This window comes from Pseudonocardia sp. ICBG1142 (assembly GCF_020496255.1).
In the GTDB taxonomy this organism is placed as follows: domain Bacteria; phylum Actinomycetota; class Actinomycetes; order Mycobacteriales; family Pseudonocardiaceae; genus Pseudonocardia.
The window spans coordinates 89677-110639 of the sequence record NZ_JAHLJC010000006.1; the positions used below are offsets into that span (position 1 = coordinate 89677).

Consider the following 20963-nt stretch of genomic DNA (forward strand, 5'->3'; position numbering starts at 1 on the left):
GGTCTTGTGCGGTGAAGGCTTCACGATCGTTGCTGATCGGCGGGCCGGGCCGACTGAGCCATGGGATGGGGACCGTCCTTCTTCCCTGCGGGCAGCTGTGTCTTTCGCGCGGAAGCTGAACTGCGAAGCTCTGTGGATTCACACCAGTGCCCTGGAGAGCCTCGGGCTCGACCCGGAGACACGACCGGAAGGGGTGGACGGCTGGAGCGTTGACGGCCGGGGTGAGCCGGACCAGCTGGAAGTGGCGATCCCGGAGTGGATGACAGGAACAGGATCGTGGGCTGACCCACAGACGGGGCGTGAGCTAGCCGCAGCCCTGGCGGAGTATGAAGCCGCGATCGGGATGCGCTTCCGGGCAGGCCCAGCAGCAACAGCCATGGGGCTGCTGGGGATGCTACACAAGAGGACTGGGGCTGCTGAGCTGACACCGCCGTCCTGGCATCCACCGAGAGAAGTCACCAATAGCGAAAGAGAATTGCTCTGGGCTCGCCCATTGACAGAGCAGGAACGATCGGCTCGCTGGATCATCGGAGTGGACAAACACGGGGCCTACCCAGGCTGCATGTCTGACCTGCGACTGGGGCTCGGCGACCCGATCCGACATGAAGGATCAGTCTGCGATCCGAAAACCCCTGGGATGCACCGGATCACTGGCGCAGCACCGCCGGAAGGCAGAGATCCACTCCTCCCTGACGCGCTCATCGGTGTCGCCCGAGGAGGAGAGTGGCGTTCAACAGAGACAGTGAGGCTTATTCAGGCTCCGTCAGGTAAGTGTGTAGAAGATGAGTCCGATGACTGCCGAGATTGTCGTTTTAAATGTGGCGTAGGGCCGCCGGTAGTCTGTGTGGAGAACTTTCCACGTTTTGATATGGGCGATGACTCGTTCGATGGTGGCGCGTGTGTGGTTGAGGCTCTTGTTGAATGTTTTTTGCCAGTCGAGAAGTTCCCGGCCGGGTGGTTTTTTGAACGGGGTGAGCATGCCGCGCCCGATGTATCCTTTATCGCCGATCGGGGGTATGTGGCGAGGTGGTCGAGGGCGCCGGATTGGTCGAGGCAATATAGGTCGTGTCGGGAGCCTGGGGTCGGGTCGGAGATCCACGACAGCTGCCCTTCCAGGGTGGCTGCGACCTGGACGACGACGCCGGTGGTGCGATGCTTGCCCGACCACAGACCCGGCACCGCGGCCCATGACCAGCAGGGCAGCAAGGTTCCATCGATGATGTACTGCCGATCGGCACGAAGCTCCTCTGCCGTCGGAACGACACTCCGCAGCGCCTGTGCCAGCAACGGTGTCACCCCCGCGATCGCTCGACTAACCGTCGACTGCGACACCCCATAGGTTTCCGCCAACTCCCACTGCACACGATTCCCGCGCAGATACGCCAACGTGATCACCACCGACCAGAACAACCCCAGAACCGGCGGCCAAGACAAACATGCCTCCGTCGCGTCCCGCTGATCCTGCTCATACACTATAGCGACAAGATCCTGAATTTCATCACGCCGGAAACCAGTGGTATAGTACATACTGCGGCAGCCCGTTCATCTCGGATTGATTCGGCAAACCAATATTCGCGATGGACGGGCTGTCGCCCAACCCGACACGCCGGGCTAGATCGTTATTTCACGGGGCCTGAATAAGCCTCACTGGGCGCAGATGGAGCTGGACTCTCTTGACGGCGTGCCTGGTGAGAGAGATGATGAGATGCTCGGTGCGGCGTTGTTTGGCCCGGATAGTGGGTATTCGATTCCGCCTTCCGGGGGATGGCCTCGACCTGTGTCTGGAGATCTGGCAATCTCTTTCTAGGGGTCGATACTGTTATCGACAAAACGACAGTAGGCGGTTCGGTCGCGCGACAGGTCTGTGATTGGAGTCCCCGACGGTGGAGAGGGCGTCAACAATGAATAAGAAGCTGTCCTTGGTGGTCTCGAACCGCAGCAAGGCCGATGCCTGGAGGCTTATTCAGGGTGATCATGAAGTGCGGTGTTTCTCCAGGTCGGGACCGCAGCGAGGTAGCCCGCCAGGCGGCCCTGAATAAGCCTCCTGCTCCCGCGAGCTCGCGGCCGGTGCGCTCTATTCCGCGGCCCGTCCTCGCGTCCTGACCCTCGACCAGGTGCTCGCCGAGGACCCGACGCTCGGCGAGCACGGCTACGGGGTTTATAAAGGCTGGACTAAGACCCCGACTGATCGCGCCGCCGAGCTCCGCCGCCTGCGTGAAGAGCTACTCAGCCACCGAGCCGAGATCGACACCGTCTACGACTGGCTGGTCACCAACCTGTCGCCGATCAAGACCCTGACCGAGTGCAGCTACAGCCTCAAGCACATCGCCGAGAGAGCGATCGGTACCTACGTCAGCAACGGGCAGCTCATCGCCGCCGCGCTCATGGCTGGCTATCCGACCGGTCGACCCCGTGGGCACAACGTCCTCGTCGCTGTCAGTCGCCGTGACCTCAAGCGAGTCCTCGATGGCCGGTGGTCCCGAACCTTCTGACCTGTTGACGCCCCGCGCGTCACCGCAGCTCAGCACCCACCCATCACGACTTTGCCGGGGCCCTGCGGCTCATCCGGAGCTGCTTGATCCTGGTGGTGCGGGTCCGGAGGCCCTCGCCCGGGTCGCCGAGCTGGCCCCGGACGTGCTGCTCACCGACCTGCGGATGCCCGCGGGCGACGGCGTCTCCGCGACCCGCCGGGTCCGCGACGAGCACCCGGGCACCGCCGTCGTCGTGCTCACCACCTACGTCGACGACGACGCCGTGGTCGACGCGATCGCCGCGGGCGCCTCGGGCTGGCTGTCCAAGGACGCCGACGCCGAGGCCATCGGCCGGGCCCTGCGCTCGGCCGCCGACGGCGTGTCCACCGTCGACGCCGGCGTGCTGTCCCGGCTGGTCGCCGCCCGCGCGACGACCGCCCCGCCGGCACCGGTCGACCCGCCCGACGGGCTCACCCCGCGCGAGGTCGAGGTGCTCGGGCTGATCGCCGACGGGCTGTCCAACACCGAGATCGCGAGGCGGCTCGTGGTCGGCGAGGCGACGGTGAAGACCCACGTCAACCACCTGTTCGCCAAGACCGGGCTGCGCGACCGCGCCCAGGCCGTCGGCTACGCCTACCGCCACGGCCTGACCGGCCGCTGACCCGGACACCCCCGTGTCCACACCCCCTGGCCGGTAGCCACACCCGTTGCAACGGGTGTGGGTGCCGGCCAGGGGGTGTGGATGCCGACGGGGGTCGGGGTCAGTCGGAGGTGCCCGTGGTGGGGGGTGCGGGGGTGTGGCCGTGGCCATGTCCGTGGCCGTGGCCGTGGCCGTGGCCCTGTTTGGCGGCCACGCCCGCGCCGGGCATCGGGGCGGTGCCACCCAGCTGGATGTCGCCGGCCCGCAGCGGGACGTCGTGGTACTTGCCCTCGTGCGCCAGGATCGGCCGCTGGTCCCCGGCGATCTCCGGGTACTTCTCCTCCAGCCGTCGCCGCTGGTCCCAGGTCCGGCGCATCGAGTCGATGTACTCGGAGTTGCCGTTGTAGACCCCGCGCCAGGTCTGGGGCATCTCGTCCTTGGACAGGCCGGGGCTGGCCTGGCCGCCGAGCGCGAACCCGGCCGGGACCTTGCTCGTCGCGCCGTCGCCGCAGACCGGGCACGGCGGGGTGTGGGGGTCCGACATGGACGCGAGGTGCTCGAAGCGGGCTCCGCACCCGCACCGGAAGACGTAGATCGGCATCGTGCCGCCTTCGGATCGGCGTCCGCCGGCGGCCCCGCGCGGGGACCGCCGGCGGACGGGGGTCACCAGTTCTGGACGGACTTCGTGAGGATGTCGGCGATGTCGTCCTCGGTCGGGGTCCGCGGGCAGGTCGCGAGCAGCCGCTGCTGCTTCATCGTGCCGGGGACCAGGTCCGGGACGTCGGCCTCGGTGTACCCGACGCCGCCGATGCCGTTCGGGATGCCGATGTCGCGCATCAGCCGGGTCAGCACCCCGGGCAGCTGCTCCCGCGGGTCGTTCACCCTGTCCGCCCGCGGGTCCATCAGCTCCGCCGCCTTCAGGTGCCGCTCCGGCGCAGAGTCGAAGGAGAACCGGAAGGCCTCCGGCGCCGTCAGCGACACCGACTCCCCGTGCGGCACCATCGCCTCGTCCTGCGGGTAGCCCTGCGGCCGGTAGTCCTTGACCATGCCCGCGATGGGGTAGGCGTTGGCGTGCGGGATGTGCACCCCGGAGTTGCCGAAGCCCATGCCCGCGAACGTCGCGGCCATCATCATGTCCGAACGGGCCTCGACGTCCTCGGCGCCGCGCTGCACCGCCGCCCGGAACGACTTCGCCAGCAACGACATCGCCTTCTCGCACCACAGGTCCGAGACCGGGTTGGAGCCGCAGTAGGTGACCCGCTCCTCGGGCTTCTTCCGGTCGAAGGTCGTGTAGTACCGCGCCGTGTAGCTCTCCAGCGCGTGGCAGGTGATGTCCATCCCGGCGGCCGCGGTGACCTGCGGCGGCAGCGTCATCGTCAGCAGCGGGTCGATGACGGCCAGGGTCGGCCGCAGCCGCCAGTGGCTGATCCCGGTCTTGACCTTCATCGACAGGATGTCCAGCACGCACATCGCGGTGGACTCCGAGCCGGTGCCCGCCGTCGTCGGGACGGCGATCAGCGGCTTGAGCTGCCCCGGCGGCACCTTGGCGTTGCCGATCGGCTTGTTGATGTAGTCCATCAGCTCGCCGGGGTGGCTGGTCAGCAGGTTGATGGCCTTGGCGGTGTCGATCGCCGACCCGCCCCCGACGGCGACGAAGCCGTCCCACGGGCCCTGCGCGCGGGCGTACTCGGTCGCCTTGTTCATCGAGTCGTCGGTCGGCTCGACGTGCACGCCGTCGAAGATCTCGGACTCGATGCCGTAGCGGGCCAGGTTGTCGGCCAGCCGCTGCGGGGCGCCGAGCGCGTTCACGCCCGGGTCGGTCACGATCAGGACCCGCGACACGTCGTAGGCCGACAGCTCGAAGCCGACCTCGTCGATCGCGCCCGCGCCGAACTTCAGCGGCGGCGCGCCCCAGGTGAAGATCGTCTCCTCGGTGAACTCCGGAACCTCGAACGTCATCAGGTGTACGACCCCTCGGGCGCCTTGCGCAGCTGGTGGATCTGCTCGGCGTCGTGGCCGAACACCATCTGCGCGTTCGTCCGTTCCTGGATGCCGCGCAGCTTCTCCACCGAGGAGAACCAGTCCTCCAGGTTGTTCACGATCGCCGCGGGGGCGGCCGGCGGGCCGTAGCTCTCGCCCATGTAGACCGCGTCCGAGGTGAAGATCATCGTGCCGGTGTCGGGGAGGTCGACGCGCATCGACATGCACCCCGGGGTGTGCCCGGGGGTCTGGATCATGCTGACGCCGGGGAGCAGCTCGACGTCGCCGGAGACGATCTCCCAGTCGATGCCCTCGTAGTCGGCCTTGAGGTGGGCGCCGTTGAACGGGCCCTCGAAGCCGAGCGCGAACTCCTTCTCCTTGTCCGAGCAGATCATCTTCGCGTTGGTGTTCTTGAACATCTGGGCGTTGCCCGCGTGGTCGAAGTGCAGGTGCGAGAGCACCACGTAGTCGATCTCGTCGAGTCCGACGCCCATCTTGTGCAGCTGCTTGTCCAGGTACTCGTCGTCGGCGACCTGGTCGTAGGGGAAGAACTCCTGCAGACCGGTCGGCGCCCAGCGCGTCTCCCAGTCCGACGGGCAGCTGGTGTCCCACAGGAGCTTGCCCTCGTCGGTCTCGACGAGGACACAGTGCGTCGGCACCTCCACCCAGTCGATCGGGGAGTCCTTCTCGGACCGTGGCTTGATGCTGACACCGGGCTTGAGGAGCAGGAACGGGAGATTGGTGTGCATCGCCCCGCAGGGGATGACACTGAGCTTGTTCGCCGTGGCCATGAGGAGTCCCTTCGTCGATGGAGGGTTCTGGCAGTTCGTCGCCGGGCCAGTCTCGGGAAGCCGGGGTCGGGCGTCCATGGTCGTATGCGCCTGTCTTGATCGCAGGACATGGCGCGGACAGACATAGGGTCGGGCGCATGAAGCCGGCTCCGCCGTTCCCCGAGCCCAGCCAGGACGCGATCCTGCAGGCCGTCGGGCAGACGGCCGTGGACCTCGCGAACGTCGGCGACCGGGACGTCATGCTCGGCGCCGTCCTGCGCCGCACCCGGGCGCTGCTCGGCGCGGACATGGCCTACTTCAGCCTCAACGACCTGCACTCCGGTACGACCTACATCGAGCTGACCGACGGCGTCCGCACCCCGGAGTACCGCGCGATCCGGATGCCGTTCGGCACCGGGGTGCTCGGTCGCGCGGCGGCCGGCGCGGGCACCGTCGCGACCGCGGACTACCTGGCCGACCGGGCGCTCAACCACCTGTCCGGGATCGACACGATCGTGCGCGGCGAGGGTGTGCGGGCCATCGCGGGCGCCCCCATGCGCCTGGGCGGCCGGGTGGTCGGGGCGCTGCTGGTGGCCCACCGCGCGCCCCGGGTCCTCGGCCCGGCCGCGGAGGCGGCGCTGGAGCACATGGCCGTGCAGGCCGCCGTCGCACTCGAGCAGACCCGGCGCGGCGAGGAGATCCGCCGCCTGCGCACCACCCGCGACGACGGCTCGGCCCCCGGCGCCCGGCTGCGCCTGGAGCACCTCCTGCACCTCGACGAACGCCTGATGGGGGCGATGGCCGGCTCCACCGCCGAGGCGGCCGGGGTGTTCGCGGTGCTCGCCGAGTCGGTCGGGCACCCGCTCTCCCTGCACGACCCGTCCGGAGCGTTGCGCACGGGGCGGCGGCTGCTCACCCCCGAGGAGCTGGCCGGGTGGCGGCTGCGGGCGGCGGTCCGCACCTCCCAGCAGGCCGGCGGCGTCGCGATCGCGCACCTGCCCGGCGGTGGGACCTACGCGCTGCTCGCGATCACCACCGCGGGCGAGCACCTGGCGACGCTGGTCATGGAGGGCGCCGACGACGACGCCGTCGCCCGGCTGGCGCACGCCTCGGCGTTCATGACGGTCGCGCTGCTGGTCGAGCGGGCGCTGGCCGAGGCCGACGAGGCCGCCCAGACCACACTGGTCGAGGAGCTCGTCGACAGCCGGGTGCCGCCGCGGCCGACGCTGGGGAGCCGGCTCGCGCAGTACGGCATCTCCCCCGACGTCCCGGCGACGGTGCTGGTCGTCGACGTCGACCCGGCCGGTGCGGTGACCGCGGCGCGGGCGGTCCGGGGCCTGGACGGGGCGGGCCGCTGGCTGGTGTCGGTGCACGACGGGCACGTGTGCGTGATCGCCTCCGCCGGGACGACCGGTCCCGGCTGCGCGGGGACCGGGGCGGCCGCACTCGTCGCCGACGGGCTCGCTGCGGCCGGGACTCCGGTGCTCGTCGGCGCCGCGCACAGCCTCTCGGGCGGGCCGTCGGACCTGCGCCGGGCGCACACCGAGGCCGCCGACGTCGCCGCCGCGGCCCGCGCCCTGGGCCGCACCACCGGGCACGCGGACTTCGCCTCGCTCGGCGCGGTCGGCGCGGTGATCCGGGACCGGACCGGCACCACGTCGCGGGAGATCGTCGGGCGCCACCTCGGCCCCGTCCTCGACTACGACCGGCGCCGGCGGACCCGGCTGGCCGACACGCTGTGGCACTGGTTCGCCGCGGGCGAGCTGCTCGCCCCGGCCGCCGACGCGCTGTCGGTGCACCCGAACACCGTGCGCCAGCGCCTCGACCGCGTCGACGACCTGCTGGGCCCGGACTGGCGCACCCCGGAGGGGCGGTTCCACCTGCACCTGGCGCTGCGCCTGCACCGGGTCGCCGGGCCGGACCGCAGCGCCGACCCGGCGACGGACCACGGCGCCGCGACGGCGGGCCGGTAGCGTCTGCCGGCGTGCGTCTGGTTCTGGCCTCCGCCTCCCCCGCCCGCCTGTCGGTCCTGCGCGCCGCCGGGGCCGACCCCGCCGTGGAGGTCTCCGACGTCGACGAGGACGCCCTGCTCGCCGCGCACCCCGACGCCGACCCCGCGGCCGTGGTGACGCTGCTGGCCGCGGCCAAGGCCGCCGCCGTCGCCGAGCGGCTGACCGGTGACTGCGTGGTCGTGGGCTGCGACTCGATGCTGCTCGTCGGCGGCGAGCTGGTCGGCAAGCCGCACGACCCGGAGACGGCGCGGCGGCGGTGGAAGGCCATGGCCGGGCGCACCGGGGAGCTGCTGACCGGGCACGCGGTGCTGCGCCTGGCCGACGGCGCGGTCGCCCAGGAGGCCGAGGGTCACGCCGGCACCGGGGTGCGCTTCGCCGAGCCGACCGACGCCGAGCTGGAGGCCTACCTCGCCACCGGCGAGCCGCTGGCGGTCGCGGGTGCGTTCACCCTCGACGGGCTGGGCGGCTGGTTCGTCGAGGGCATCGACGGCGACCCGTCCAACGTGATCGGGATCAGCCTGCCGCTGCTGCGCCGCCTGCTGGGCGCGGTCGGGGTGTCGGTCGTCGACCTCTGGGCGCCGCGCGGCTGACCGGTGTGTGGGTGTCGGGGCACGTGGTTACCCTGCGGCCATGACTGTCGGACACGACCCCGACCCGAAGCTCGCCGAGTACGCCCACCCCGAGCGCCTGGTCACCACCGCCTGGCTGGCGGAGCATCTGGACGACCCCGGGCTGGTGGTCGTGGAGTCGGACGAGGACGTCCTGCTCTACGACACCGGGCACATCCCCGGCGCGGTGAAGGTCGACTGGCACACCGAGCTCAACGACCCGGTCACCCGGGACTACGTCGACGGCACCCGCTTCGCCGAGATCATGTCCGAGCGCGGCATCGGCCGGGACACCACGATCGTCGTCTACGGCGACCGGAACAACTGGTGGGCCGCCTACGCGCTGTGGGTGTTCTCCCTGTTCGGCCACGCCGACGTGCGACTGCTCGACGGCGGCCGGTCCAAGTGGGTCGCCGAGGGCCGCGAGATGGTCACCGACAAGCCCACCCCGGCCCGGGCCGACTACCCGGTCGTCGAGCGTGACGACTCCGGCATCCGCGCCTTCAAGGACGACGTCCTCGCCCACCTGGGCAAGCCGCTGGTCGACGTGCGGTCCCCGCAGGAGCACACCGGCGAGAAGCTGCACATGCCGGACTACCCGCAGGAGGGCGCGGTCCGCGGTGGGCACATCCCGGGCGCCGCGAGCGTCCCGTGGGCCCGCGCCGCCGCCGAGGACGGCTCGTTCCGCAGCCGTGCCGAGCTGTCGGCCATCTACGAGCAGGAGCAGGGGCTGTCGGCCACCGACGACGTCGTCGCCTACTGCCGGATCGGCGAGCGTTCCAGCCACACCTGGTTCGTGCTGACCCACCTGCTGGGCTTCGACCGGGTCCGCAACTACGACGGCAGCTGGACCGAGTGGGGCAACGCCGTGCGCGTGCCGATCGTGCAGGGACAGGAGCGCGGGTCCGCGTGAGCGGCGATCCCGGCACACTGCCCCCCGACCTGGCCGAGCTGGTCGAGGACTTCGCCGCGGTCGGCCCGAAGGACCGTCTCCAGCTGCTGCTGGAGCTGTCCCAGGAGCTGCCGGACCTGCCCGAGCGCTACGCCGACACCGCGGACACCATGGAGCAGGTCCACGAGTGCCAGTCGCCGCTGTTCCTCGCGGTCGAGGTGGCGGGCACCCCGGGCGACCCGCCCAGCGAGCGGCCGGTCCACCTGTTCTTCTCCGCGCCGAAGGAGGCGCCGACCACCCGCGGGTTCGCCTCGATCATGGTGACCGGGCTCGACGGGCAGCCCGCCGCGACGGTCCTGGCCGTCCCGGACGACTTCTACACCGACCTCGGCCTCGCCGAGGCCGTCAGCCCGCTGCGGCTGCGTGGCATCGCCGCGATGCTGGCGCGCATCAAGAACCAGGTGCGGGCCGCCACCGGCTGAGGCCCCACGAGTTCACTCCAGCGACAGCCGGGGTCACCGTCGGTGACCCCGGCTGTCCCCGTGCGCGGACCTTCCTCAAGTCCACCTCAAATCGGTCACTCTCCAGGGGTGAGCGGGCGCACACTGCTTCGAACGACGAAGTGTCGCTCACCGCAGGGGGTGGTGGAGATGGGCACGAACCTCACCGGGGACACCTGGGGCATCCCGGGCCAGACCTTCCTGGTCCTCTACGTCGTCGCGCTGGTCCTGGTGTCCGGGATCGTGCTGCGCCGGCGGCGGGCGATCGCGCAGGGGGATCCGCGCGGCGCCGGCACCCTCGACAGCAGACCCGAGGACGTCGCGTACCTCAACGGCGGGCCCGAGCTGGCCGTGTACGCGGCCCTGTCGGCCATGCACGTCGACGGCAGCCTGGTCACCTCCGGCCGCACCACGGGCCAGGTACGGGCGGGCCGGGTCCCCGGGCACGGCGCGTCGGCGCTGCAGCGCGCGATCCACCGCTGCGCGCAGCGCCTGACCCGGGGCCGGATGCTGGGCACCCACGAGCCGGTCCGCACCGAGCTGACCCGGGCCGCCCAGCGGCTGGAGACCGCGGGGCTGCTGCTGTCCCCTGCCGACCGGGCCCGCTATCGGGCGACCGCCTGGCCGGTCGGGGCGCTCGCCCTCGTCGGTGCGGTCCGGATCGCCGCCGGGCTGGGCGGCGGGCGCCCGGTCGGGTTCCTGCTGGTGCTCGTGGCCGCCACCGCGGTGTTCGCGGTGGTCCTCGCGACGCAGGTGCCCGCCCGGACCCGGGCCGGGGACGCCGCGCTCGCCGCCGTGCGGTCCCGCCACGACGCGCTGTCGCCGTCGATGCGCCCGGACTGGACGGCCGTCGGGCCCGCCGCGGCCGCGCTGTCGGTCGGGGCGTTCGGAGTGGGCGCGATGCTGGCCGCCGAGCCTGCCTTCGCCGAGGAGCTCGCCGCGCAGAAGCTCGGCACGCTCGGCGGGGCGCCCGCCGCGACCGGGGGCGGCTCCTCCGACGGCGGGGGCGCCGTCGGCTGGTCCGGCAGCGACAGCGGTGGCGGGAGCAGCTGCGGCGGAGGCGGCGGGAGCAGCTGCGGCGGGGGCGGCTGAGCCCGCGGGGGAACCGGATCTGCCGTCCCCGCAGCTGCACCGTGGGGGGTGTGAAGCTGCGGGGACGGCTCGTACGGCGGAGGTGACCGGATGACGGGTGTCCCGGGCGGAACCGGGGTCGGCTGGCGCAGCGGCATCGCGGCCGTCCTCGACGACGTCGACGGCCTCGCCTTCCACGAGGTCGTCGCCGAGTCGCTGCACCCCGACGCGGTCCCGGCGTCGCTGCTGCGCAGGCCGGTCGTCGTGCACGGGGTGCGGCTGTCGCCCGGCTCCCCCGAGGGCGTCGACCCGGGGCGGGTCGCCCACCTCGCGGCCTGCGCCGCCGCGACGGGTGCGGCACTGGTCAGCGAGCACATCGCGTTCACCCGGGCGGGCGGGGTCGAGGCCGGGCACCTGCTGCCGCTCCCCCGCAGCCGGGAGGCGCTCGACGTGCTCGTCGCGAACGTGGCGGCGACCCGGCCGGAACTGGACGTCCCGCTGGCGCTGGAGCCGATCGCGGCGCTGTTCGACTGGCCCGACGACGAGTTCGACGAGGCGGAGTTCCTGCACCGGCTGCACGACAGGACCGGGGCGCCGCTGCTGCTCGATGTCGCGAACACCTACGTCAACGCCCGCAACCGGGGCCGCGACCCGCGGGCCGACGTCGACGCGCTGCTCGCCGGGCTGCCGCCGGGGGCGGTGGCCTACTGCCACGTCGCCGGGCACGCCGCCGACGCGACGGGGCTGCCGCACGACACCCACACCGACCCCGTCCCGGACGCGGTGCTGGCGCTGCTGACCCACACCGTGGCGCAGCTGCCGGTGCCACCGCCGGTGATGCTGGAGCGCGACGGCCGCTACCCGCCCGCCGCGGAACTGCGCGCGGAGCTGGACGCAGTGGCGGCCGCGGCCGGGCACGCGTCGCCGTGCCGGACGGGTGAGGACTCCCGCCACGGGGCCGGGCCGGTGACCGCGCCCGCCGCGGACGGGACGGGCACGACGTGAGCGGGGACCTCGCGCAACGGCAGGCCGAGCTGGTGGCGGCGCTCGTCGCGGGCGGGGCGAACCCGGCCGGGTTCGACGAGGCGCGGCTGGCCGCGGCCCGGGCCGCCCTGCTGCGCAAGCGGGCCGGGCTCGTCGCCGCGGCGTGGCCGCTGCTCGCCGTCGACGCCGGGGCGGACTGGCAGGCCCGGTTCGCCGCCCGCTTCGACGGTGTCGCCCCCTACGGCGCCCAGCGGGAGGGCTGGGACCTGGCCCGCGAGCTGGCGGCCGCAGGTCGGCTCGGTGCGGGCGCCCGACGTGAGCTGGCCGCGCGCGAGGCGGCGCTGCACTACGACGGCCGGACCACCCCGCGGCCCCGCAGCCGGGTCGCACGGTGGTGGCACCGGTCACGCCTGGACCGATCACGACCGGGGTCGCGGGGCTCGGACGGGTGAGGGCGTTGCCATCACCACATTCCCCACCGGTAATTTCCCGGCCCTCGGCTCCTACACTCCCCGGTAACCCTGCGCCGGAGCATCGGGCCGGCGCCGTGACCGGAGGAGTTCGACCGTGCCCGCACTGCGCAAAGTGCTCGTCGCCAACCGGGGAGAGATCGCCGTACGCGTGGTCCGAGCAGCGAAGGACGCGGGACTGGAGAGCGTCGCCGTCTACGCCGACCCGGACCGGGACGCGATGTTCGTGCGTCTCGCCGACGAGGCCTTCGCGCTGGGCGGCTCCACCGCCGCCGAGTCCTACCTCGACATCGAGAAGGTCATCGGGGCCGCGAAGCAGTCCGGCGCCGACGCGATCCACCCCGGCTACGGCTTCCTGTCGGAGAACGCCGACTTCGCCCAGGCCGTGATCGACGCCGGCCTCACCTGGATCGGCCCGTCGCCGCACTCGATCCGCGACCTCGGCGACAAGGTGACCGCGCGGCACATCGCCCTGAAGGCCGGCGCCCCGCTGGTGCCCGGCACCAAGGACCCGGTCAAGGACGCGGACGAGGTCATCGCCTTCGCCGACGAGCACGGCCTGCCGGTCGCGATCAAGGCCGCCTTCGGTGGTGGCGGGCGCGGCATGAAGGTCGCCCGCGAGCGCTCCGAGATCGCCGAGCTGTACGAGTCCGCGGTCCGCGAGGCCACCGCCGCGTTCGGCCGCGGCGAGTGCTTCGTCGAGCGCTACCTGGACAAGCCGCGCCACGTCGAGACCCAGGTGCTGGCCGACCAGCACGGCAACGTGGTCGTCGTCGGGACGCGTGACTGCTCGCTGCAGCGCCGCTTCCAGAAGCTGGCCGAGGAGGCGCCCGCGCCGTTCCTGACCGACGAGCAGCGCACGACCCTGTACGAGGCCTCGAAGGCGATCTGCAAGGAGGCCGGCTACTACGGCGCCGGCACCGTCGAGTTCCTCATCGGCCAGGACGGCATGATCACCTTCCTGGAGGTGAACACCCGGCTGCAGGTCGAACACCCGGTCTCGGAGGAGACCACCGGGATCGACCTGGTCCGCCAGATGTTCCGGATCGCCGAGGGCCAGGAGCTGGACTTTGACGGCGACCCTGAGCCGCGCGGGCACGCCATCGAGTTCCGCATCAACGGCGAGGACGCCGGGCGGAACTTCCTGCCGGCGCCGGGCACCGTCGAGCGGATCTGGTACCCGGCCGGGCCGGGCGTGCGGATGGACGCGGGCGTCGAGGACGGCTCGGTCATCGGCGGCCAGTTCGACTCGCTGCTGGCGAAGCTGATCGTGTGGGGCAGCGACCGGCAGCAGGCGCTGCAGCGGGCCCGGCGCGCGCTCGCCGAGTTCAAGGTCGAGGGCATGGCGACCGTGCTCGAGTTCCACCGTCTCGTCGTCGAGGACCCGGCCTACGCCGCCGAGACCCTCGAGGACTTCACCGTGCACACCCGCTGGATCGAGACCGAGTGGAACAACACCGTTCCGCCGTTCGAGGGCGGTGCGGGTGCCGAGGACACCTCCGGCGAGCGGCAGACCGTCGTCGTCGAGGTCGGCGGGCGACGCCTGGAGGTCTCGCTGCCCGGCGACCTCGCCCTCGGCGGAGGCGGCAACGGCGGTAGCCCGGCCAAGGCGGCCCCGCGCAAGCGCGGCGGCAAGGGCGGCGGCGGGGCGAAGGCCTCGGGCGACGCCGTCACCGCGCCGATGCAGGGCACGATCATCAAGGTCGCGGTCTCCGAGGGCGACACCGTCGAGGTGGGGGACCTGATCGTCGTCCTCGAGGCGATGAAGATGGAGAACCCGGTCACCGCGACGAAGGCCGGCACCGTGACCGGCCTGGACGCGGAGCAGGGCTCCTCGGTCACCCAGGGCACCGTGATCTGCGAGATCAAGGACTGACGCGGTGCCCGTCCCGGTGCTCGACCCGGTGCTCGACCCGGTCGAGATCAACGCCGGGGCCTGGTACCTGCGCGGGCTGCGGCACGACGGCCGGGTGGACGACCGCCCGGCCGTCGCCGCGTCCTGCCGGGACCCGGAGATCCGGCGCTGGCGCAACCGGCCCGACCCCGCGGCCCCGGACTTCGACGCACAGGTGACCGCGCACGTCGCCGACCGGATCGACGGCTGGGCCCGCGGCACCCGCTGCGCCTGGGCCGTCGCCGAGCCGACGACCGGGGAGATGCTCGGCGAGATCACCCTGGAGCACCTCGACCTGGCCCACGGCACCGCGGAGCTGCGCTGCTGGACGCTGCCCGCCGCCCGCGGACGCGGCCTGGCCCGCACCGCGGCCGGGGCTGTCGTGCGCTTCGCCTTCGGCGGGCTCGGACTGCACCGCGTCACCTGGTGCCACGCCGAGCCGAACCGGGCCTCCGCCGCCGTCGCCGCGGCGCTGGGGTTCGTGCCGGAGGGCCGGCTGCGGGAGGCGTGGACCGTCGACGGCGAGCGAGTCGACGTCGTCGTGCTGGGGCGGCTGGCGGACGAGGGCTGAGGCGGTCCGGCACGCTCACCCTCCGCGGTCCGTGGCGACGGGGCCGTGGCGACGGGCGGTGCCGAGCGGGTCACGGCCCGTTGACCGGCACGCCCGGCCGTTCTAGCGTCCTCGGTGTGTCGCGCACGCCGTCCGGCGCCCGCGGCATGCACCGAGCAGTACCCACGACAACTCCACAGCCGACCCGTGTGCCCGATCCACGGGGCCCGGAACTACCGCCACGCGGAGTACCGCGCCGCGGATCCGCTCACCACGCAGGCCCTGCCGCGCCGTGAGCCGTCCCAGTTCGACCGAGACGTCACAGGATCCGTCATGCCCCCAGAGTTCGACCCCGCGTCGCCGACGTTCCACGTCACGACGCACGTCCACACCGACGGCCCGATCCCGGGCCCGCACTCCCTGCTCACCCTGACCTCCTCCGCGTACGGCGCGGGCGGGGTCCTGATCGGCACCTTCACCGCCAACCTCCGGGAGCTCCCGGGGGCCACCCTGCACCCGACCGCGCTGGCGACCTGGCGCACCCGGGCGGAGGACTGGCTCCTCACCCGGCGGGCCTCGCGCCCACCGGGCCAGGTCTCGAACGAGTACGCCGCCTGGGTCACCGACCTGGGCGGACGCGCGTTGTTCGTCACCGCCCCGGAGGACCCGGACCACCTGTTCGTCTACTGGTACCTGCAGCGTTTCGCAGGCCGGTGGCCGTTCGCGGGGACCGTTCCCGCCCACGACGGGACACCACGGCCCTGGGCCCCACCGCCGTGCCCGCTCCGCGGGTGCGCTCCGGTCGAGGTCCCGGCCCCGGCCGAGGTGACGGCGGCCTGACCGCGACGCACACCCCCGTCCGCACCGGTACCCACCGGCCGCGGACGGGGGTGTCGTCGTGTGCGGGCTTCGCGATCGCGACCGGTCCCCGCCGAATCCCCGCGGCGACGACCGTGCCGGCCTAGCGTGTGCCCGTCCGTGATCCGCCCGTCCGCACCGGAGGCCGACGTGCCCGACATCTCCCCGGACCTGCGCGTCGACCCGGCGGCCCCGGCCGGGGCGGCGGAGGCGCTCGACCGGGCCGCGTCCCGGCTGGCCGTCGCGCTGCGCACCCTCGACGCCGACGCCCGCCGGGTCGAGCCCTGGCTCGGTGACCCGGCCAGCGCCGAGGCCGCCGCCCGCTACGCCGTCCACGCCGCGGACGGCCCGGACGCGGCGATCGGCCGGCTGCGCACGGTGCACGCGGAGCTGCTGCGGGCACGCGACGCGGCCGCCGCCACCGGTCGCGCCTACACCCGCACCGAGGAGTCGACGACGGACGCGCTGAACGGCGGCGCCCGGTGACCGCGCCGCGCTGGGCGGGGCGCGGCCACGCCGAGATCGCCGCGATGGTGGCGGCCGGTCCGGGCCCCTCGGCGTCGGCCGGGGCGGAACGGGCGTGGCGCGACGCCGCGGCCGCACTCGCCGACGTCCACCGCGAGCTGTCCGGCCAGGTCCGCGGCCTGCCGGGGGGATGGTCCGGCACGGCCGCGGACGGCGTCACCGTGGCGCTCGGGACCCTCGACGGATGGGTCGTCTCCGCCACCGCCGACGCCGAGCGCACCGCCGACGCACTCGCCACCCAGGCCGGGCTCGCCGCGGACCTGCGGGCCCGGATGCCGGCCGCCGCGGCCCCGACACCGCCGGAGACCGCACCCGTGGGCCCGGCCCTGCTCGACGACTGGGCGGCCGCCGACCTCGCCGCGGGCAACTCGGCCGGTCGGGCCGCGGAGCTCATGATCCGCTACGACGACGACACCCACGCCACCGGCGCACCGTGGACCGGCTGGGGCGCGGCCCCGGTCGTGACCCACGACGGCACCGCGGCCGACTCCCCCGCCGTCCCGGCCCCGCCCCCCGGCGGGCCCCCGCACGGCACCGGCGGCGCCGGCGGCGACGCGGGTCCGGTCCCGGTGGACGGCGCGGGGTCGGGGACGACGGTGTTCGCGGGGATCGGCTTCGGCGGGCTCACGGCGGCGGTGCTGACCGGGAACGGACGGGCCGGGGTGCCCGGTGCGCGACCGATCGACGTCGGCGGGCCCTCCGCCGGGCGGGACCCCGCGGACGCCACCGCGACCGACGACCCCCGCACCCCCGCCACGGACCCCGCACCCGGGACCGGTGACCCCGGGGCCGCTCCGGCGTCCCCGGCGGGCGACGCCGGCACCCCGGGCGACCGCGGTGGCCCCGACGACGGCGGCACGGCCGTGACCGCCGCGGTGCTCGCGGGCGGGGCGCTCGGTGGCGCCGGGATCCTGATCGGCGCCACGATCCGTCGGGAACGGCAGGCCCGGGACGGGCGGAGCCCCTCCGGCGACGGCGACACCACCGGCCGCGGGACGCCACCCGGCAGCGCCGCCGACCACGGGGCACCGCCCGGCAGCGCCACACCGCCCGGTGACGGCACCCCACCACCCAGTGGCGGCACTCCGCCCGGTGACGGCACTCCGCCCCCTGAGGACGCACCACGTACGGGCGACACACCGCACCCTGACGACACCCGGGACCGACCGGGCGACACGACGACCAGCGGAGCCGAGCACCGCCCGCCGTCCGGCGGCGCGACGACCAGCGGCACCCGCGCCCCCAGCGGCGTGCCGGCGACGGGTGCCGCGGGCGGGGTGCCGCCGTCGACGCACGCCGGCCCCGTCCCGGACGCCACCGGCGATCCCGCCCCACACGGCGCGACGCCCACCGGGCCCGACGACCCCACGGCCGGCGGCGGCGCGCCGGACCGGCCCACGACCGACGGCCCGACCCCCGGGAGCGCGGCGGGCGCCCAGCCCACCGGCCCCGACACCACGCACCCGCACGTCACCGAGCCCCGCATCGCAGACCACCGCATCGCCGACCATCGCATCGCCGACCACGCCGTCACCCCGCACTGCCCCGCCCCCGCAGGGCCCCCGGGCCCGGCCCACCACGCCGTCACCACCGGCGACCTCGCCGTCCCCCACCCCGACGCCCCGGCGCCCCACGGTGCCGCCACCCACGGCGCCGCCACCCACGGCCGCTACACCCCGCCGGTGCCGTCGCACGGCGACCCGGCCGTCAACCCGGCCGGCGTGCCGGTGGGCGCGGTTCCGGCCGCCCCGCCGCCGGTCGCGGCGGCCGTCGGCGCGCCCGCCGACCCCCGGGTCCCGGCCTGGCGCCTCGTCGCCGACCAGCACGCCGTCCCCGACGACCCCCTGGAGCAGCCCGATGCCCGACCCGACCCCGGCGTCCTGCGTCCCGAGGCCCGGTGGCGGGGCCGTGGCTGAGCCGGCGCCCTGGATCCCGTCGGTGCCGTTCGTGCTCACCGGTACCGAGTTCGACGTCGTCTGGGAGCACCTGGGGCTCGGCGCCACCCCGGTGGCGCTGCGGCTCCCCTCCCCCGGGCGCACCCGCGAGGAGCGGCGCCGGGTCGTGGCGGCCGGCGTCGCCGGGCTGCGCGCCCGCGGCCTCGCCGGTCCGGCCGGACCCGACCCCGCGCTGGTACGGCTGCTGACCCTGCTCGCCCGCCCCGACCGTCACCTGGAGGTGCGCGGCCGGTTCGACGACGGCCCGCTGCGCGCGGTCGCCGCCGAACGCGACGGCGACGGCGTCCTCGCCGTCCACACCGGAACGGCCGTCACCGTGACCGCGGCGGGATCACCGGCGTTCGCCGCGGTGTCGGCCCTGCCCCGGCGCGCGCCGGGACCCGGGCCCGCCGTGACCCTGCCCACCGCCGAGCTGGCCCGCGTCCTCGACGGGGACGCACGCGCCGATCCCGGCACGGCCGGGGACGACGAGCAGCGGGCCCGGCTCGCCTCCCTGCTCGCCGGGCCCGCGCACCGTGCGCAGATCTGTGCCGTCCGGCACGACCACTGGGGCAGCCCGGCGCGGCTGCCGGGGCACGTCGCCGTCGTCGACACGCCGCGGGGGCGCTACCGGCTGACCCGCGGGACCGGCGCGCACGGCGGACCCGAGTGGTCCACCCTCGCCCCCGCGGGCGACGGCGAGCTGCGCGACCGGTTCGCCGAGCTGTTCAGTCCAGGTCGGAGTGCTGCATGAGCTGACGGCCCGCCTCGGTGATCGACCCGGACAGCGACGGGTACACCGAGAAGGTGTGGGCCAGGTCGTCCACGCCGAGCCCGTTCTGGACCGCCATCGCGATCGGCAGGATCAGCTCGCTCGCGACCGGCGCGACCACGACACCGCCGATGACCACACCGGACGCCGGGCGGCAGAACAGCTTCACGAAGCCGCGGCGCAGCCCGCGCATCTTGGCGCGCGGGTTGGTCGACAACGGCAGCATCACGGTGCGGGCCGGGACCTCGCCGGAGTCGATCGCGTTCTGGCTGATCCCGACGGTCGCGATCTCGGGCCGGGTGAACACGTTCGCCGCGACCGTCCGCAGCCGGATCGGGGACACGCCCTCCCCGAGCGCGTGCCACATCGCGATCCGGCCCTGCATGGCCGCGACCGAGGCGAGCATGAGCACGCCGGTGCAGTCGCCCGCCGCGTACACACCCGGCTCGGAGGTGCGCGAGACCTTGTCGACCGGGACGAACCCGCCGCGGTCGGTCTCGACGCCGATCTTCTCCAGGCCGAGCTCGGCGGTGTTGGGGATCGACCCGACGGTCATCAGGGCGTGCGAGCCCTCCACGACGCGACCGTCGGACAGGGTGACCCGGACGCCGTCGCCGGTGTTCTCGACGGAGTCCGCGCGCGCGTGGGCGAGGATCTCCACCCCCCGGTCGGCGAACACCTCCTCCAGCACGGCGGCGGCGTCGGCGTCCTCGTGCGGGAGGACCCGGTCGCGGCTGGAGACCAGGCTGACCCGGCAGCCGAGCTCGACGTAGGCGGAGCAGAACTCGGCGCCGGTCACGCCCGAGCCGACGACGATCAGGTGCTCGGGCAGCTCGTCGAGGTCGTAGAGCTGACGCCAGTCGAGGATCCGGTCGCCGTCCGGACGAGCCGAGTCCAGCACCCGCGGGGTGGCCCCGGTCGCGATGAGGACGACGTCGGCGACGAGGTCCTCGACGGTCCCGTCGGCGTGCGTGGCGGTCACCTCGTGCGCGGCGCGGGCCGCGGCGGGCCCGGCGAACCGCGCGGTGCCGGCGATGATCCGGACGCCCTCGTTCTCCAGCCGGGCCCGCACGTCGGCGGACTGGGCGAGGGCGAGGGACTTGACCCGCTCGTTGACCGCGGGCAGGTCGACCGCGGAGTTGCCGCGGTCCACGAGGACGCCGAGGTCCTCGGCACGGTGCAGGTCGACCCGGACGGCCGCGGAGGAGATGAAGGTCTTCGAGGGGACGCAGTCGTAGACGACGCAGGCGCCGCCCATCCCGTCCCGCTCGACGACGGTCACCTCGCTGCCGTGCTGTGCCGCGACGAGTGCGGCCTCGTAACCGGCCGGTCCGCCGCCCATGATGACGATGCGGGTCACGGGAGATCCCCCTGGAGAAGTCGGTGGTGGTGGACCGGCAGGCGGTCCCGCCCGCCAGCGTCGACGGGGCTCACAGTACGCGTGTCCCATCGTTACGACCGGGCGGGTCGAGGCCCCGTCGGGCTCCCCACTACCCTGCATGCGTGCCGCTGTATGCCGCGTACGGGTCGAACATGGACCCCGAGCAGATGAAGGAGCGCGCCCCGCACTCGCCGATGGCCGGGACCGGGTGGCTCCAGGGCTGGCGGCTGACGTTCGGCGGCGAGGACTACACCTGGGAGGGCGCGCTCGCCACCGTGGTGGAGGAGCCGGGCTCGCAGGTGTTCGTCGTGCTCTACGACGTCCCCGAGCACGACGAACGCCAGCTCGACCGCTGGGAGGGCGGTGAGCTGGGCATGCACAAGAAGCTCCGGCTGCGCGTCGCCACCCTCGACGGCAGCGTCCTCGCGTTCATCTACGTGCTGAACGCCTACGAGGGCGGGGAGCCCTCGGCCCGCTACCTGGGCGTGATCGCCGACGCCGCGGAGACCGCGGGCGCCCCGGACGACTACGTGAACGAGCTGCGCAGCAGGCCCAGCCGCAAGTCCTCGCCCGGCAACCACTCCTGACCGGGCCCACCGTCCGACGAGAAACGGCCCGGCCTCCGCACGTGCGGAGGCCGGGCCGTCGTCG

Annotated in this window: 21 protein-coding genes and 1 pseudogene; 16 read left to right on the forward strand and 6 right to left on the reverse strand. The window is 73.8% G+C overall.

Annotation, left to right across the window (positions count from 1 at the left end):
* Positions 1–763: 763 nt before the first annotated feature.
* Positions 764–1189, reverse strand: a complete 426-nt coding sequence (locus KPL59_RS36830) for a transposase family protein (RefSeq protein WP_308187863.1) — start codon at positions 1187–1189, stop codon at positions 764–766.
* A pseudogene (locus tag KPL59_RS35575) lies at positions 1081–1527 on the reverse strand (transposase family protein); the annotation flags it as partial. The pseudogene KPL59_RS35575 and the gene KPL59_RS36830, both read right to left, overlap by 109 nt.
* 587 nt (positions 1528–2114) lie before the next feature.
* Here KPL59_RS35575 and KPL59_RS09665 point away from each other — a divergent pair.
* Both KPL59_RS09665 and KPL59_RS09670 read left to right on the forward strand, forming a co-directional pair.
* A complete protein-coding gene (locus tag KPL59_RS09665; protein WP_226360607.1) occupies positions 2115–2492 on the forward strand; it encodes a hypothetical protein in 378 nt (125 codons plus the stop codon).
* Positions 2467–3132, forward strand: a complete 666-nt coding sequence (locus KPL59_RS09670; RefSeq protein ID WP_226360608.1) for a response regulator transcription factor — start codon at positions 2467–2469, stop codon at positions 3130–3132. Before KPL59_RS09665 ends, KPL59_RS09670 begins: the two co-directional genes overlap by 26 nt.
* A 100-nt stretch (positions 3133–3232) precedes the next feature.
* Here KPL59_RS09670 and KPL59_RS09675 read toward each other — a convergent pair whose 3' ends face one another.
* The 3 genes from KPL59_RS09675 to KPL59_RS09685 form a co-directional block, all read right to left on the reverse strand.
* Positions 3233–3712: a zinc ribbon domain-containing protein gene (locus tag KPL59_RS09675; protein ID WP_226360609.1), complete on the reverse strand. Its 480-nt coding sequence runs from the start codon at positions 3710–3712 to the stop codon at positions 3233–3235.
* 62 nt (positions 3713–3774) lie between these two features.
* Positions 3775–5070 (reverse strand): hydroxyacid-oxoacid transhydrogenase, encoded by a 1296-nt coding sequence (locus KPL59_RS09680; RefSeq protein WP_226360610.1) that lies wholly within the window; start codon positions 5068–5070, stop codon positions 3775–3777.
* Complete coding sequence (locus KPL59_RS09685; protein WP_226360611.1) at positions 5070–5882, reverse strand: N-acyl homoserine lactonase family protein; 813 nt, start codon at positions 5880–5882, stop codon at positions 5070–5072. The genes KPL59_RS09680 and KPL59_RS09685 overlap by 1 nt, the downstream gene beginning before the upstream one ends.
* A 137-nt stretch (positions 5883–6019) precedes the next feature.
* Here KPL59_RS09685 and KPL59_RS09690 point away from each other — a divergent pair, with 137 nt between their 5' ends.
* The 13 genes from KPL59_RS09690 to KPL59_RS09750 all read left to right on the forward strand — a co-directional run bounded on the left by KPL59_RS09690 (position 6020) and on the right by KPL59_RS09750 (position 18913).
* The gene (locus KPL59_RS09690; protein WP_226360612.1) at positions 6020–7834 is read left to right on the forward strand and encodes a helix-turn-helix domain-containing protein; all 1815 of its coding nucleotides are present in this window, start codon (positions 6020–6022) and stop codon (positions 7832–7834) included.
* A gap of 11 nt (positions 7835–7845) precedes the next feature.
* Positions 7846–8463, forward strand: coding sequence for a nucleoside triphosphate pyrophosphatase (locus tag KPL59_RS09695; RefSeq protein WP_226353438.1), 618 nt, complete (start codon positions 7846–7848; stop codon positions 8461–8463).
* Positions 8464–8503: 40 nt separating this feature from the next.
* Positions 8504–9394: a sulfurtransferase gene (locus KPL59_RS09700; protein ID WP_226360613.1), complete on the forward strand. Its 891-nt coding sequence runs from the start codon at positions 8504–8506 to the stop codon at positions 9392–9394.
* Positions 9391–9855, forward strand: coding sequence for a SufE family protein (locus tag KPL59_RS09705; protein ID WP_020622450.1), 465 nt, complete (start codon positions 9391–9393; stop codon positions 9853–9855). The genes KPL59_RS09700 and KPL59_RS09705 overlap by 4 nt, the downstream gene beginning before the upstream one ends.
* A gap of 168 nt (positions 9856–10023) precedes the next feature.
* The gene (locus tag KPL59_RS09710) at positions 10024–10965 is read left to right on the forward strand and encodes a TIGR04222 domain-containing membrane protein (RefSeq protein WP_305080540.1); all 942 of its coding nucleotides are present in this window, start codon (positions 10024–10026) and stop codon (positions 10963–10965) included.
* Positions 10966–11055: 90 nt separating this feature from the next.
* A complete protein-coding gene (locus tag KPL59_RS09715) occupies positions 11056–11949 on the forward strand; it encodes a DUF692 family multinuclear iron-containing protein (RefSeq protein WP_226360614.1) in 894 nt (297 codons plus the stop codon).
* On the forward strand, positions 11946–12380 hold the full coding sequence (locus KPL59_RS09720; RefSeq protein WP_226353442.1) for a hypothetical protein: 435 nt from the start codon (positions 11946–11948) through the stop codon (positions 12378–12380). The genes KPL59_RS09715 and KPL59_RS09720 overlap by 4 nt, the downstream gene beginning before the upstream one ends.
* A gap of 115 nt (positions 12381–12495) precedes the next feature.
* Complete coding sequence (locus KPL59_RS09725) at positions 12496–14274, forward strand: acetyl/propionyl/methylcrotonyl-CoA carboxylase subunit alpha (RefSeq protein ID WP_226360615.1); 1779 nt, start codon at positions 12496–12498, stop codon at positions 14272–14274.
* A 4-nt stretch (positions 14275–14278) separates the two neighbouring features.
* Positions 14279–14863, forward strand: a complete 585-nt coding sequence (locus KPL59_RS09730; RefSeq protein ID WP_020622275.1) for a GNAT family N-acetyltransferase — start codon at positions 14279–14281, stop codon at positions 14861–14863.
* 312 nt (positions 14864–15175) lie between these two features.
* Positions 15176–15682 carry a hypothetical protein gene (locus KPL59_RS09735; RefSeq protein WP_051050033.1) on the forward strand — a complete coding sequence of 169 codons (507 nt, stop codon included), beginning with the start codon at positions 15176–15178 and terminating at the stop codon, positions 15680–15682.
* A gap of 138 nt (positions 15683–15820) precedes the next feature.
* The gene (locus tag KPL59_RS09740; RefSeq protein ID WP_226360616.1) at positions 15821–16186 is read left to right on the forward strand and encodes a hypothetical protein; all 366 of its coding nucleotides are present in this window, start codon (positions 15821–15823) and stop codon (positions 16184–16186) included.
* Entirely contained in the window at positions 16183–18141 is a 1959-nt protein-coding gene (locus KPL59_RS09745) for a hypothetical protein (protein WP_226360617.1), read from the forward strand. The genes KPL59_RS09740 and KPL59_RS09745 overlap by 4 nt, the downstream gene beginning before the upstream one ends.
* Positions 18134–18913, forward strand: a complete 780-nt coding sequence (locus KPL59_RS09750) for an ESX secretion-associated protein EspG (protein ID WP_226353611.1) — start codon at positions 18134–18136, stop codon at positions 18911–18913. Before KPL59_RS09745 ends, KPL59_RS09750 begins: the two co-directional genes overlap by 8 nt.
* Here KPL59_RS09750 and KPL59_RS09755 read toward each other — a convergent pair.
* Complete coding sequence (locus tag KPL59_RS09755) at positions 18888–20291, reverse strand: NAD(P)H-quinone dehydrogenase (protein WP_226360618.1); 1404 nt, start codon at positions 20289–20291, stop codon at positions 18888–18890. The two genes, KPL59_RS09750 and KPL59_RS09755, sit on opposite strands and share 26 nt — an antisense overlap.
* Positions 20292–20434: 143 nt before the next feature.
* Between KPL59_RS09755 and KPL59_RS09760 the strand changes: the two genes are divergently transcribed.
* Positions 20435–20899, forward strand: coding sequence for a gamma-glutamylcyclotransferase (locus KPL59_RS09760; protein WP_020624005.1), 465 nt, complete (start codon positions 20435–20437; stop codon positions 20897–20899).
* Positions 20900–20963: the final 64 nt, after the last annotated feature.